The sequence below is a fragment of the Agrobacterium sp. CFBP 3001 genome (genome assembly GCF_027871605.1).
GTDB lineage: Bacteria > Pseudomonadota > Alphaproteobacteria > Rhizobiales > Rhizobiaceae > Agrobacterium > Agrobacterium leguminum.
The window spans coordinates 281,524-295,387 of record NZ_JAQAHD010000003.1; the positions used below are offsets into that span (position 1 = coordinate 281,524).

Sequence of the window (13,864 nt, forward strand, 5' to 3'; positions counted from 1 at the left end):
GTTAACGATTTCGGCTCGATATCACTTGGAGCATCAATTTCGAATAAGCTAGTGATTTCAACAAAGCGGCTACGCTAGGGAAAATCGTTAAGGGCCGCACCACCAGCATGCGTCAGTGAACTCTTCGACGGTCTCACGCCGCCGAAAAGCTCACGAAACTTTGCTTCCGCGCCTCCGAGTATTACCGGGCTTTCATTTGCCAGATGCGGCGGACTCGATTAGACGAATCCCGTTACACCCCGTGAAGACCGGCGACTTAATTTCGCCATCACGCCCGCCTTTTTGAAAGCCCGTCCGGGATATCTGCTTCTTCGCGAAGTTTGAGGAAAACAACATGGCCAATGCGACCACCGCCGACAATAGCCGCACGCTCGCCGCTCTCGGCGTCACGGCGGGAATGATCTTCACCGTCGGCTCCGCCCTCGGTTTCCAGCATATTGGCGGTTATACGCCCTGCGCGCTGTGCCTGCTGCAGCGCGATCCCTATTATTACGCGATTCCGCTGGGCATATTGGCCATTGCGACCAGCATCTTCAAATTGCCGGTCCAGATCACCCGGCTGCTGCTTGCCCTTATCGGCGTGGCGATGCTGATCGGCGCCGGGCTCGGCGTTTATCACGCCGGTGTGGAGTGGGGGTTCTGGGAAGGGCCGATCACCTGCGCCACCGGGGCGCCTTCCATCACCACCAATGCCGGCGATCTCTTGGGCAATCTGAACGCCATCAAGGCCCCCTCCTGCAACGACGCGGCCTTGCGGGTGCTCGGCCTTTCCTTCGCGGGCTGGAATGTCATCGCAAGCGTTGCACTTGCGGCAGTCGCCTTTTTTGGCGCGAGCCGTAAAAGCCGGTAAGCGGAAAACCGCGTTGCAGTCCTCGAAAGATCAGGGCTGCAGCTCGGTATCCCAGTAAAGATAGTCCATCCAGCTTTCGTGCAGATAATTGGGCGGGAACAGCCGCCCGTTATTGTGCAGATCCTGAACCGTCGGCTGGAAGGGCTTCTGCGCCGGGAACATGCCCGCCTGCTTGGGAAGCTTGCTGCCTTTTTTAAGGTTGCAGGGAGAGCACGCCGCAACGACATTGTGCCAGGTGGTTTCACCGCCATGCGCGCGGGGAATCACATGGTCGAAGGTCAATTCGTCCCGCGTGCCGCAATACTGGCATTCGAACTTGTCCCGAAGGAAAACGTTGAAGCGGGTGAAGGCGGGGTTGCGGGTGGGCTGCACATAGGTCTTGAGGCTGACGACGCTCGGCAGCCGCATGGAAAAGCTGGGGGACGACACCGCGTGATCATATTCTGCAATGATGTTCACACGGTCTAGAAAGACGGCCTTGATCGCGTCCTGCCAGGACCATAACGACAAGGGATAATAACTCAGTGGCCTGTAGTCTGCGTTCAGAACGAGCGCCGGCAGGGCCTGTGGTGAAACTGCAATCGTCAAGGGCTTCTCCTGAGCGATTCGGCATCTGCACTTGTATATTAGGTCCGTTGTTACAGGATTGTGAAGCCTATAAATGCAGCGGCGAAGAGCTTAATTTTTGAGCCGCAGAATGGCCTTTTTCGCATTCCTGACGATCGAACGGCACGGGACACCTCCTGGCGTTGTGACACCGCTGGCCGATGCGGCAGGAGGGCGATTCGGGCCTTTGCCAGACACAAATCCTTCTCACACCGGATGCACTATCGGTGATATGATTACCCCCAACGGACGACTGGAAAATCAATGCGCGCCGGGCATGGCAAATGTGCGGCGGCGGCATTCATCATTTCTTCGATGGAGGAACGGTCATGAGGTTGGGCAGGCAGCAAGCAGCAGCATTGCGGGGCGGTCTGGCGGCCGGCGTCCTGACCGCCATGATCTTCCTCTCCGTGGGCGCCCATGCCCAGCAATATCAGAATTTCGAAGTGACGCCGGATGGCCGCGGCGGAGCGCAGGGAACGATCGGCGGGCGCAATTTCGAAGTTTACCGAAATTACGACCGGCCGCCGGCAAGCCGCGCCTCCCCCGAGACCCGGCGTGAACTCAGGCGGGCTGTCCCGCAGCAGACCTGTATTGTCGACACCGAGGGCAGGACCCGCTGCAGGTGAGCGCGAACCCGGCTTTCCGGCTGTTTTCAGCGCGCTGTAACAAAATTAGATTTCGTTAAAATGCAATCTATCGACTTAAACGGCCCGCAAGAATGGGTCGCTATGGTGCCAGGCACAAGACAAGACAAAACAATTGTGCAGGGGCAAGGACATGGCGAAGAGAACAATCCGTCTGGCAAAGATTTTTGCCGTCGCTGCCGGCGTGGCGGCAAGTGTTGCGACAACGGCGTCCGCCGTCCAGCTCGGTGGCCTTGCCCAGAAGCCCGGCGCCTCGCGGCCCGGCCAGTTCATGACCACGAGCCGTCCGACCATCGCACCCATTGCCTTTGCGAAATTCTGTGAAAGCGCCGCCGACCAGTGCCTCCGGATTGGCGACCGCGATACAGTGGAACTGAGCAAGCAGAAGCGCACGGAACTCCAGCGCATCAACGCCGAGATCAACACCTCGATAATCTATGCCAGCGAACAGGACGGCGAAGACGACTGGAAACTGAACCCGGCAAGCGGCGACTGCGAAGATTTCGCGGTGACCAAGCGGCAACGCCTCCTGCGCGCCGGCTGGCCTTCAGGCGCCCTGCGCATCGCAACAGCCCGCACGACGGATGGCATAGGACATGCCGTTCTGGTCGTCAGCACCAGCCAGGGCGATCTGGTGCTGGATAACCGCACCAATGTCGTCAAGCCATGGAAAGCGGTGGATCTGAAATGGATCAAGATCCAGTCGCACGAGGACCCGCGTGTCTGGCTGAAACTCTAGAACACGGTTTCAGGCCGAAGCCGCCCTTTCGGACGGCAGGCATTTCGGTTGACGGTTTAAGGCAACGTATCTTTCGACCATCAAAGCGGGTATTCTTTCCCCACAGAATCGGCGCGTCAACGCAGCTTTGGCGGGCGATGCGACAGCCGCCTTCAACGCTCTTGACCTTGTGCGGGAGAGACAGTATCGGCAGCTATGCCCAAGGTGCTCAACTGGATTCGCGGTCGTAAACAACCAGCCTCCCGCGACGACCGGAGGCGGCGCAGAATTGACCTTGGCGATAAGCCGGCCTCCTTCCCGATCTATGCCATTGGCGACGTGCATGGCAGCCTCGACCTGCTATTGCAGGCGGAGCGGAAAATCCTTGCCGATCTGGGGCCCGACCCTTCTCCCGCGCTGGTCGTTCTCCTCGGTGACTATGTCGATCGCGGGCGCGATTCCCGTGGCGTTCTCGAACATTTATTGCAGCCGCCACCCGCGCCGCTGCGCCGCATTGCGCTTTGCGGCAACCATGAGCAGCTCTTCCATGACTTTCTCGAAAATCCGCAGCAGAATATGCACTGGCTGCACTTCGGTGGCCGCCAGACGCTTTTATCCTACGGCGTCGATATCGACTATTTCCTGCAAAAGGGCCGCCTGAGACTGCAGCCATTCAGGGACGCCCTGCTCGGCGCAATTCCGCAACCCCACCGCCAGCTTTTATCCAGCCTGCCGATCTACGCCCGGATAGGACCCTATATTTTCGTGCATGCCGGCTTAAGACCGGGATTGCCGCTGGAGGCGCAGACGGATGAGGACATGCTCTGGATCCGGGAACCTTTCCTGTCGCAGGGGGCCGGGCTGGACCTCGTCGTCATCCACGGCCACACGCCGGTAACCGAACCGGAAACCGGCCCGCAACGGATCGGCATCGACACGGGTGCATTCACCACGGGCAGGCTTACCGTTCTCAGGCTTTCGGATGCGGGCTTGCACCTGATCGGTTGAGATGAACAATCGGCTCATTTCCAGAAAGACGACCCTGATGCGCGCGCGCGACGGATTGCGGAGTTTTCACGCTCTCCTGAACTGCTGTTTCCAGCTTTCGATTGCCTCCACCGGCAACTTTATCGGCGGCACCCCGCTCCCGGAAATCCAGTTCGACATTCTGTCGAAATCCTTACGATCCATGGCCGGCAAACCAGTATCCTTGGAAATTTCCGTGGCCCGGTTGTCGACTTTGACGATTAGGGCACGGCGAAATTTCTGCATCGCACGAATGCCGCCATGCAGGCGCGTTCCCACGAAATCCACATCCTCATTATCAAGAAAGTGGTTATAGGCCGCGAGCGTCGGATCGATGAACTTCAGCCCGGAAATATTCATGGAAGCAAGATAAGCCGCATCTTCGCGCTGCTGCGGCCAGAAATAGACGTTGTCGTAACGATCCTTCAGAATTTCAATCATCTTCTTGTCCTCCTCCTGGCGGTTGAGGTAGAAGGTCAGCGTTGTGACAACGGAAGAGGCCTTGGAAGTAGGGATGGACCTGCAATGGTCCGGATCAAGGCCCCACATGGTCGGGCAAGAGGTGTTCAGAACCTTCTTGCCCAATGACCTAAGTTTTTCGGCGGTGTAATTATCACGCACCGCATGTGTGAATTCATCCGACAGAATTTTTTTCAGAATCCAGCGCGAATAAGCGTTCGGCTGTTTCATGTAATTCATCCAGCCGCAGCCGAGCAGAACAGCCTCCCGGAAGGCGAATGCATCCCACGGCAGCAACTTCCACAAAACGCGGGCTTCCATGTTCGATGCGAGAATATTGGTGCCGGCAACAAAGGCAGCTTCGCTCTTGCGCAGCAGCGATTTCGAGACGTTCGTCATATATTCATGCGTCGCCACATGATAGGGATAAGCTTGAGGAACAACCTCAAGCAGCACCTCCTTGACGGCATCGAGAATGATCTGATCGCCGAGATTGTCCGAGGCTACGGTTGTATCGAGAATGGTAATCGTCTTCATTGGAACCTCGTCCTGAAATTAAGTCGTTCTGCAATTTCATTTTCGTGAAAAAAGCGCCCTGGCCTCTTTGAGCACCCCCCGTATGTCCCCGGGCATGGTGATAAAAAGCAGAGCCGGATAGATCACCGCCCCTGCCGAGACCAGCAGGCATAGTGTTACCGGTTTGGAGAAACGTTCCCCCATCATCCAGTAAAGACCGCTAACCAGAACAGCCATGGTGAAGGCCGCGATGAGCGGTGGCATGCAGGTGCGAAGCGTGCCGCCTATCGAAATGCCGGCGCTGTTTCGGACACTGACCAAAGCGACCGGCCAAGTCAGATAAGCCCGCACGACATGAGCGAGAGTAACCGCCACCAAGCCGAAAGGCGCAGCGGCCAGACCAAGCCCACAGCCGATAACAACCTGCAAAAACGACAGGTACAGGGTTTTTCCGCCCTGCCGGATGGCGGTCAGCAGTGGCCAGACGAATGAATTGGCGACAAACGGCAAAGCTGTCAGACACAATAATTGCGTGACCGGTGCGGCGGCCGCCCAGTTTTCGCCGAAAGCAACGGGAACAAGAACAGGCGCCGTGGCCGCAAGACCGAGGAAACATGGGAAAGCAATGATGCCCGACAGCCGGATGAAGCCGAAATAGGCATGTTCGAGGGATTTGTTCTCGGCATTGATGCGTGCATAGCTCGTCAACGCCACCGATGTCAGTGGAATGACGGCCAGCTGACTGACGAGATCGATGCACCGCCATGACAACCGGATGTACCCCACGGCCGCGGTCGAGAGAAAGGTCGCGGCAATCAGCTCCTGCAGCCGGACATTGAGACCCACCAGGAAATTTGCCGCAAAGATGCGCGACCCGAAACTCCACTGATCCGCTACATAAGCTCTGATGAAACGCGGACGCGGGATCCATCCACAGGCAATCCAGTTCATACAAGTCGTCACAAGACTGGCAATCAGCCTCTGCACGACCATTGCCCATACGCCCCACCCATTCAGGGCCAGAGCGATTGCGATCACCCCGGCAAGAAAATTGGACAGGAGCGCACGCATGGCAAGCTTGCGAAACGCGAACTCACGCTGCAGGCGGGCTTCATGAATGGTGCCGGCACCCATAATGAAGAGTACGGTGGAGAGCGCCATCAAGACCGGGCTGAGTTCTGCAATTCCAAACAGGCCCGCGAGGAAAGGCGCCGCCAGCGAAAGCAAAGCGCACAGCACGGCTCCCCACAGGAGTGAAAACCAGAAGGCCGTGTCGGCATAGTCTTCGTCCAGCTCCGGTCGCTGCAGCACCGCCTCCGGCAATCCACCGCGGGCGATGACGAGGATGATATCCACGAAAACCGTTGCAATGGCGACAAGCCCAAACTCGTCCGGCGTCAGCAGGCGCGCCAGAATGAGGAAGACGACGAAAGACAGAAAGACGTTGCCATAACCGCCGACCGCACTCCACAGGGCGCTCGTGACCGAGCGCCTTTCAAGACGGGGAGCGTTTTCGTCCAACTTCAACATCTGCAAAACCCGGAAACACGGGAAGGCGCCCTGCCCGCGGCTGAAAGATCAGCGCGTGGCATCCGCAGGCCCGTCATGCGGCTGCAGCCTTGCTTTTCGCCAGCACGTCTTCATAGAGTTTCACATAATTTTCGCCGACCCGCCGTGAGGTGGATTCCTCGACGATGTTTCCGAAATCGGCCTCCGTCGGCAATTGCTCGCGCGAAAGCGTCAGCACCCGGCGGATACGGGCGGCAAGGTCGGTGGCGTTGCCTGGCTCAAACAGCCAGTCATGGTTGGTCTCGCCAATCAGCTCCGGAATGCCGCCGGAGGCTGCGCCGATGACCGGCACGCCCATGGCATACGCCTCGTAGATCGTGCGTGGCGAAGGCTCCGCCCAGAAGGAAGGAACGATGAGCACGTCTATCTCTTCGAGAAACTCCTTCGGTTTCGCCCAGCCGACGAATTCAATCGGCAGATCGCCGGCCTGAGCCGTGAAGCGTTCGATCGAATCGTCCATCGCATGGCCGGCGACCAGACAGCGCCAGTTGCCGTGACCGATTTCCTTGAAGGCATCGACCATGTTGCCGACGCCTTTTTCCGTATTGATACGACCGATATAACCGAAGGTCAGCGGCCGGCCAGTGCGGTCGATCTGCCGGCGGGCGACGGGATCGCCCTCGGGAACCGTGCAGGAATAAAAGATGACGCGGCGCAGGCTTTCCGGAATGTGGTGGAAAAGCCCGTGATTGACATGCGTCTTGAGGATTTCCGTGCCGACGCTTGCGACAGCCGCGATATAGCGCTGGGTGAATTTCTTGGTGAAATTCACCGCCTGGCAGCCGAGATGGATGTGCTCGCAGGGCTTGCCGCCCTTGAACATGGCGGCGTTGCCGCACAGGAGATCATATTCGCAGATCGTGTGAACGATTGGAATGCCGCGCTTATGCGCCGCCCGCCAAACCAGCGTCGTCACATCCAGAAGCGAGTGGGTGTTGAGAACGTCAGGTTTGAAATCGTCGAGAACGGCTTCGAACTGCTTTTCGACGTCGAAATTCCATTGCTGCTTGAGCTTCTGCATGCGCCGCTGCTGCGGCGAATATTGCGGCCAGTCCTCGAGCCAGAAATCGTTGTTGTGGAACATGCGGTAAACGGTCACGCCGTTGCGCATGGTTTTCGGTTCGGCCTGTCGCTCGATACAGGCGGCGCCGACCGTATGTCCCATGGAAACGAGTTCCTCGGCGAGGTGTTCGACCGAGCGTTCGCATCCACCAACGATATGCGGCGGATAAAGGCTGCTAAGATGGAGAATTCTCATGCGGATACGCTCTGTTTTCCTTCATCGAAAATCTATGGCGTCCATCCCGGGCTCGTTCGTCTCACCTCATTCCAGGAGACCAGTGAGACATCTGCAAAAATAAAAGAGCCGGAGCAGAACTAATGTTTGAAATATGAATTACCAAAATCTACTTTTCAAAAAGCACGGGAATCGGCGCTATTTCAAGTGATTTTTTTTGCGGCGCGGCAAAAGCCATGCGGTGTTGCGAAAAGAACCGGTGTCGTGTTACGGTTTAGCCACTTTAAAGTGCAGGCAATCGGAAGAAATCGGTTGCATTGCAGCTGATGATAATATTCGAGTTGATAATATCTGTTTTATTTCAGAGACATGAATTTCAGGGCGATTGTGGATGCCGAAAACTTCCAGGACATTCTGATCTCGAAGCCTTGGGAGGCATCACCGCCATTTAAACGGCGACGTCCGTGTGATGACGTCCGGCTTATATTTTCTCCGGACACACCAGGAGGCGCAGATGAATGGAAAAACGCCGATCGCCATGGGCAGCCTGACACGGCGCAACCTGCTTTCAGCCGCGCCGCTTGCATTAGTCGCCGCCTCCGGTTTGCAGGCCATTCCCGCACGGGCGCAGACGGTTGCTTCGGCCAGTACCGAAGCCTTTCTGGACAGTGTAGGGGTGTGCGGTCACTTCACCCGTCCCACGGGCGTCTATCCGGAACAGTTCGAGCGGATCGTGCCCGAACTCGAAGCACTGGGCGTCCGGCATCTGCGCGATGACGGGCTGATCACCGCGAGAGACAGTCGCGACAGCCCCGTCTTTCGGCGGCTGCGCCGGATCGTGGCGGCGGGCGTTCGCCTCACCATCATCTGTTACGATAATCTAAACCCTTACGTTTCCACGCCGCTCGACAGACTGGCGGATTTTTACGACTGGTGCGACGCGGGTATCGATATTTTCGAGGGCAGCAATGAGCCTAACCTGACGAAGGACCCGCAAAATGCTCCGCGTATTTCGGCGGAGCATCAGGCGGCGCTGCACGACGCCATCCGCTCGGTTCCGCGCCTGAGTGCGGTGCCCGTTGCGGCGCCAAGTTATGTCCTGTCGAACAGAGCGCTGGCGCTGGACCTGAAAAATGCCTGCGATTACGGCAATATCCACGCTTACGCCGGGATGGAGCATCCCGAAACGACCGGTCCGGGGGCACTCTCGAAATCCGTCGCCGCTTCGGCGCATATAGCGGCCGGCAGGCCGGTGCTCGCCACGGAAATGGGCTACCATACCTCGCTGCAAACCAAGACCTTTCATTTCCCCGTCACCGAAGGCATCAAGGCGCGCTATATGCCGCGCATGCTGCTCTGGTGCTTCATCAGCGGTATCCGCCGGTCCTACATCTATGAAATGGTTTCAAGCTTCGCCGCCGATGAGACAAACCCGGAATCCTCCTTCGGCCTCCTGCGCCACGATCTGAGCCGCACCCCAGCCTACGAGGCCGTTCGCGCCCTTCTTTCCCTCTGCAGGGCAGAACGGCAAACCGGACCGGAGAAACGACAGCTCGATTTCCTCACTGCCGATTCCCAAAGGTTGTCGCTGCATCTGGTGAGACCGGACGGTGCTTTGCTCGTGCCCGTCTGGCTTGGAATTTCCGGCTGGCAATGGCCGGCCCGCATCGAAAACCCGCCCGCCGAACGGATTGCAACATTTTCGGTGGCCGGCCAGCATAGTCACGTTATCGCACACCGTTTCCGCGATGACGGCTCCGTGAGCCAGCAGACAATTACGCAGGAAAGCGGGCAATACCGGCTTTCGGTCAGCGACCAGCTTACGGTTCTAGAAGTTTTCTGAATGGCGCCGACGAAATGCCGCATCGCAAAATTGTGTGTATCGCGTCGCGTTATTGCATGATAGCCTGCTTGAATACTGAACTTCCGCCCCGCAAAAGCGGGCGCTGCCGGGTCGCAGCGTCTTGATGCTCTTCAGGGGCGTCACCTTCCCGCCCGAGTGGAGCAACCTCGTTTATCTCGTCATCGTCGTCAGCACCGTCGCCATAGCCCACACCTTCCACGTCCTTGTTGAAAGGCCGGCCAACATCTGGCTGCGTGACCGGCTGATAACAGCGCCACGGAAAGTCGCCGTGTCATGAGCAAACCAGAGAAAGGCAAGGGCGGCCGTTAACAATAGCTGAGGGTTTCCGCCGCAGGTTTATTTTAGCGCTTGATCCTTTGCTTGGGCTGTGCGATTTAAAAAGAAATTTTAGATGTTGGGTAACCTTGCCCGGCATTGGATGTATTTAAAGTCGTATTTTAAAAGATTTGGAGAGTTGGATGCCCCGCATTCGTAACGGCTCGATGCTCGTTGGTGCGATGTTTATTGCCAGCATGGGTCTCTTTTCCGCTGTTGCCAACGCACAGAACGTGGAAACCGCACCGCCGGCCACACCGCAGCAGGCGCCCTCCGTTGAGAGCGCGGCAACAGGCGCACCCGTCAAGGCCGCCGATGAAACCACCGCTGCATTTCTGAGCCGCGTCAACACCACCAATCCGGACACGGTTTCCATTGCCGCAGCGGAACTGTTCAAGCAGTCTCCGACGCAGGGCATGATCAGGGATCTGGTCACCATCGCTTCCACCACGGATGCGGCAACAGCCGACGTAACCGGAAAAGTGACGAGCGGGTTTCCGATCATCGCCGTTTCCACCAGCGCGGCACAGTTCTCCGAACAGCTTTCCGGCCTCATCCTGAGGGACTCCGGCCAGTTGCCGACCATCGTCGCACTGGCCCAGAAGGTCGGCAACAAGGCCTTCTCCGAAGTCGTCGGCGAAGGCCTGGCGCTCGCCCACGCCACCGCGATGAGGAACGGCAACACGATACTCGCAGCCGCCATCCAGTTGCAGACAAAGGGCGCCAACGTACCCGCCGATCTGCTGATCGCCTTTAGCGAAAATATCGAAGGAACGGCTGCCGGTCCGGCCGCCCCTGCGGCGGCCGCAGCGGCGGCTTCGCCGATCGGCGGCGCCGGTTCCTCGCCGGCAAGCGCCAACAGCATCGGCGGTTCGGGAACGGCAGGTGCCGCAGGCGGCACCGCACAGGCGGGTGGCGGAAGCCCGCCGGCTGGCCGCGGCAGATCGCTTTCAACCGGCAGCACCAGCACGACGACGAGCACAAGTCCCGTTTGAGTTTGGCTTTGTCGCCTTTCCCTGAGGGAAGGCTGCTGCCAGTTCTGTGATGCAACCGTGACTTGGCGGGCGCTGCGCCCGCCTAAAAGAGCGAGGCTGACAGTTGTTGCAAAGGCACGATCCCCTGACGATGGCTGACTACGATAAAGGCGGGCTGACGTCCGAGTTTATCGATATCGACGCCGTTCTTGCGATGATTCGCCGGCAGTGGCGCATCGTGCTTGCCGCGGTGGCAGTCGCCGGAGCAATCGGCCTCGCCTTTGCCGCAACGGCCGTTCCGATCTATTCTGCGACGGCGACGCTGCTGATCGACCGCAATAACAGCCAGATTGTCGAACAGCTTTCGACAATCGGCGGAGTCATAGAGGATGAGGCTTCCATTCTCAGTCAGGTCGAGGTGCTGCAATCGGAAACCATCGGGCTTGCCGTTGTCGATAGTCTCAATCTCACGGAAAATCAGGAATTCAGGGCAACGCGTGCGTCGCTTCTGAGCTCGATATTCGGCACGATCCGCTCGCTCGTCAATGTTTCGCAATGGTTCTCGCCAGCGAAAAAAGAGGCGGTGGTTGATAATGGAACCCTGAAGAGATCGCTGTCGGACCAGCTGCTGGATGGCCTCAGCGTCAAGCGCATCGGCCGGACCTACGCGCTGGAACTCACCTATAATTCGACATCGCCGGTTCTCGCCGCGCAGATCGTCAATGCCGTGGCCTCGGCCTATCTGCTGGACAAGCTGAATTCCAAATATGAGGCGACGCGGCGGGCCAGCGACTGGTTGTCCGACCGTATTGCCGAGCTGCGCCAGCGGGCGCTCGAAACCGATCTGGCCGTGCAGAAGTTTCGCGCCGAACATAATCTGATCTCGACCGGCAATAACAGCCTGCTCTCCGATCAGCAGCTGGCGGAATCCAATAGCGCTCTGATTTTGGCGCAGTCGGAAACCGCCAGGGCAAGGGCGCGGGTGCAACGCATCGAACATATTCTCGCCACCGACGATGTCGATGCGGTCGTTACCGATATTCTCGACAGCTCGGTCGCCAACGACCTGCGCAAAAAATATCTCGAAGCTTCCAAGATCGAAGCGGAAATCACCGGCAGGCTCGGCAGCAACCACGTTCAGGCGGTACGTCTGCGCAATGAAATGCAGGAATACCGACGGCTGATGTTTCAGGAAATCAGCCGTATCGCGCAAAGTTACAAAAGCGATTTGGAAGTCTCTGAAGCGAGGGAAAAGTCGCTTGCCGAGAGTGTCGCCAAGGCGACCGACATCAGCAACTCCGCCAGCGAGACACAGGTTCAGCTGCGCGAGTTGCAGCGCGAGGCCGAAACCTACAAGAACATGTACCAGACCTTCCTGCAGCGATATCAGGAAGCGATGCAGCAGCAATCCTTCCCCGTGACGGAAGCGCGCGTGATTTCCAAGGCTATGCCGCCCAGAATTCCGAGCAAGCCGAACAAGCCCCTCATTTTGGCCCTGTTCATGATCATGGGCGCTGCGGCCGGTGGCGGCATCGCCATGTTCCGTGAATTCCGCGACCGGTTTTTTCGCACCGGGGAACAGGTTCGAGACGTTCTCGGGCTGGAATTCCTCGGCAATACCCCGCTCATCCAGAACAACAAGGCGATAATAGAAGATCAGGAAGGCGGCCATCCGGCCCTGACGCGCCCCACCAGCGTTGCGCGCTACGCGGTCGACCATCCGCTCTCCTCCTTCGCCGAAACCCTGCGCAGCACCAGGCTCGCCATCGATCTCGGTATTCCCGCCAAAAGCGGAGCGCGGATTGTCGGTGTCGTCTCAGCCTTGCCGAGCGAAGGGAAATCCACGATCTCCATCAATCTGGCGCAGCTGCTTGCCGGGCAGGGTGCGCGGGTCCTGCTGCTGGATGCCGATATTCGCAATCCCGGCGCCACGCGCGCCATGGCGCGTCACGCGAGCGAAGGCCTACTCGAAGTATTGCTGGAAGGCCGTAGCGTGCAGGATGTGCTGCTTCGTGACGAAAAGACACGGCTCGCTTTCCTGCCCACGGTGGTCAAACAGCGTGTCCCTCATTCCTCCGAACTGCTGACCTCGGCGCAAATGCACAAGCTGCTGGCCGAAGTGAGCAATGCTTTCGATTATATCATCGTCGACCTGCCCCCGCTCGGGCCGGTGGTCGATGCACGCGCCATAGCGGGGCGGATCGACGGTTTCATCTTCGTCACGGAATGGGGCAAAACCGCCCGCAGGGCAGTGCGGAACACGGTGGAGAATGAGGTTCATATCCGCAAGAAGTGCCTCGGCGTCGTCCTCAACAAGGTGGACACCGAAAAGCTGAAGCTTTATCGCGCCTATGGGTCGAGCGAATATTATCATTCGCGCTATACACGATATTACCATGACCAGGCGTGACGGTGTGGTGCGCCTGCGGAAAATCCTCGCGGTCGTACCGGTCCTCGTCATTTCCATCTTTGTCCTGTCCGTGGCGGCGCAGGCCTTTTCGCAAAGCCGGCGGTTTTCCGATATTGTCGCATTGGCGCGGATCGCCGACGACAATAATGGCCTCGCGCCAGATCTCCTTGCGGAAACGGTCCCTGAACTCCAGCCCATCGTTAGCGAAAAAATCTGCCGTTCGGATATCGTCAAAGCCGGACTAAGGCTCGTTCTAGCCGATCTCGATGCAAATGGCGTCGATCCGGCATCCGATCCCGGCGCGACGCGTCTCGGTTTTGCCGAAACCTTTATTCGCCATTCGCTCTCTTGTTTTCCCGCAAATGGCGATGTCTGGCTGCGTCTTGCCATGGTTCGCTCGCTGCGCAACGCCTCGCCGATGGAAGTCGCCGTGCTGATGAATTTCTCCCAGCTCTATGGGCCTGCCGATGCCAATCTGATCCGTGGGCGTTTCGTGATGTGGCAGCAGTTTCCGAAGAACACCTTGCCCGAGGCCGAGTCGGCCCGCGAGGCGGATACGGCCGTCGTCTGTGGCAGGCAGGGGGAAATCCTGCGATGGACACTGGCGGAAATCTGCCCAAAGCCACCGCCGGCAGACACAAAACGTCCCGCGCCGCTGTCATGATCTAAAATA

At 58.4% G+C, this 13,864-nt stretch carries 13 protein-coding genes; 9 read left to right on the top strand and 4 right to left on the bottom strand.

What is annotated here, in order from left to right:
* Nucleotides 1-334 precede the first annotated feature (334 nt).
* Nucleotides 335-850, top strand: coding sequence for a disulfide bond formation protein B (locus tag PH605_RS06675; RefSeq protein ID WP_035264342.1), 516 nt, complete (start codon nucleotides 335-337; stop codon nucleotides 848-850).
* A gap of 30 nt (nucleotides 851-880) precedes the next feature.
* Here PH605_RS06675 and PH605_RS06680 read toward each other — a convergent pair whose 3' ends face one another.
* Nucleotides 881-1,438, bottom strand: coding sequence for an HNH endonuclease (locus PH605_RS06680; RefSeq protein WP_003585610.1), 558 nt, complete (start codon nucleotides 1,436-1,438; stop codon nucleotides 881-883).
* Between the two features lie 347 nt (nucleotides 1,439-1,785).
* Between PH605_RS06680 and PH605_RS06685 the strand changes: the two genes are divergently transcribed.
* The 3 genes from PH605_RS06685 (at nucleotide 1,786) to PH605_RS06695 (ending at nucleotide 3,829) form a co-directional block, all read left to right on the top strand.
* Complete coding sequence (locus PH605_RS06685; RefSeq protein WP_162856828.1) at nucleotides 1,786-2,085, top strand: hypothetical protein; 300 nt, start codon at nucleotides 1,786-1,788, stop codon at nucleotides 2,083-2,085.
* A 151-nt stretch (nucleotides 2,086-2,236) separates the two neighbouring features.
* The gene (locus tag PH605_RS06690) at nucleotides 2,237-2,842 is read left to right on the top strand and encodes a transglutaminase-like cysteine peptidase (RefSeq protein WP_003520892.1); all 606 of its coding nucleotides are present in this window, start codon (nucleotides 2,237-2,239) and stop codon (nucleotides 2,840-2,842) included.
* A gap of 195 nt (nucleotides 2,843-3,037) precedes the next feature.
* On the top strand, nucleotides 3,038-3,829 hold the full coding sequence (locus PH605_RS06695) for a metallophosphoesterase family protein (protein WP_142844750.1): 792 nt from the start codon (nucleotides 3,038-3,040) through the stop codon (nucleotides 3,827-3,829).
* A 66-nt stretch (nucleotides 3,830-3,895) separates the two neighbouring features.
* On the opposite strand, the gene PH605_RS06700 is transcribed toward PH605_RS06695, so the two are convergent.
* The 3 genes from PH605_RS06700 to PH605_RS06710 all read right to left on the bottom strand — a co-directional run bounded on the left by PH605_RS06700 (nucleotide 3,896) and on the right by PH605_RS06710 (nucleotide 7,649).
* Nucleotides 3,896-4,843 (bottom strand): polysaccharide pyruvyl transferase family protein, encoded by a 948-nt coding sequence (locus tag PH605_RS06700; RefSeq protein WP_125144884.1) that lies wholly within the window; start codon nucleotides 4,841-4,843, stop codon nucleotides 3,896-3,898.
* A gap of 36 nt (nucleotides 4,844-4,879) precedes the next feature.
* The gene (locus PH605_RS06705) at nucleotides 4,880-6,352 is read right to left on the bottom strand and encodes a lipopolysaccharide biosynthesis protein (RefSeq protein ID WP_142844751.1); all 1,473 of its coding nucleotides are present in this window, start codon (nucleotides 6,350-6,352) and stop codon (nucleotides 4,880-4,882) included.
* A gap of 73 nt (nucleotides 6,353-6,425) precedes the next feature.
* A complete protein-coding gene (locus tag PH605_RS06710) occupies nucleotides 6,426-7,649 on the bottom strand; it encodes a glycosyltransferase family 4 protein (protein WP_125144886.1) in 1,224 nt (407 codons plus the stop codon).
* Between the two features lie 493 nt (nucleotides 7,650-8,142).
* On the opposite strand from PH605_RS06710, the gene PH605_RS06715 reads away from it, so the two are divergent.
* The 5 genes from PH605_RS06715 to PH605_RS06735 all read left to right on the top strand — a co-directional run bounded on the left by PH605_RS06715 (nucleotide 8,143) and on the right by PH605_RS06735 (nucleotide 13,855).
* Nucleotides 8,143-9,471 (top strand): hypothetical protein, encoded by a 1,329-nt coding sequence (locus PH605_RS06715; RefSeq protein ID WP_142844752.1) that lies wholly within the window; start codon nucleotides 8,143-8,145, stop codon nucleotides 9,469-9,471.
* Nucleotides 9,472-9,595: 124 nt separating this feature from the next.
* Complete coding sequence (locus PH605_RS06720; RefSeq protein WP_236781172.1) at nucleotides 9,596-9,769, top strand: hypothetical protein; 174 nt, start codon at nucleotides 9,596-9,598, stop codon at nucleotides 9,767-9,769.
* 181 nt (nucleotides 9,770-9,950) lie between these two features.
* On the top strand, nucleotides 9,951-10,802 hold the full coding sequence (locus PH605_RS06725; RefSeq protein ID WP_142844753.1) for a hypothetical protein: 852 nt from the start codon (nucleotides 9,951-9,953) through the stop codon (nucleotides 10,800-10,802).
* A gap of 130 nt (nucleotides 10,803-10,932) precedes the next feature.
* On the top strand, nucleotides 10,933-13,191 hold the full coding sequence (locus tag PH605_RS06730) for a polysaccharide biosynthesis tyrosine autokinase (RefSeq protein ID WP_142844754.1): 2,259 nt from the start codon (nucleotides 10,933-10,935) through the stop codon (nucleotides 13,189-13,191).
* Nucleotides 13,178-13,855 (top strand): hypothetical protein, encoded by a 678-nt coding sequence (locus PH605_RS06735; protein ID WP_161987822.1) that lies wholly within the window; start codon nucleotides 13,178-13,180, stop codon nucleotides 13,853-13,855. The genes PH605_RS06730 and PH605_RS06735 overlap by 14 nt, the downstream gene beginning before the upstream one ends.
* Nucleotides 13,856-13,864: the final 9 nt, after the last annotated feature.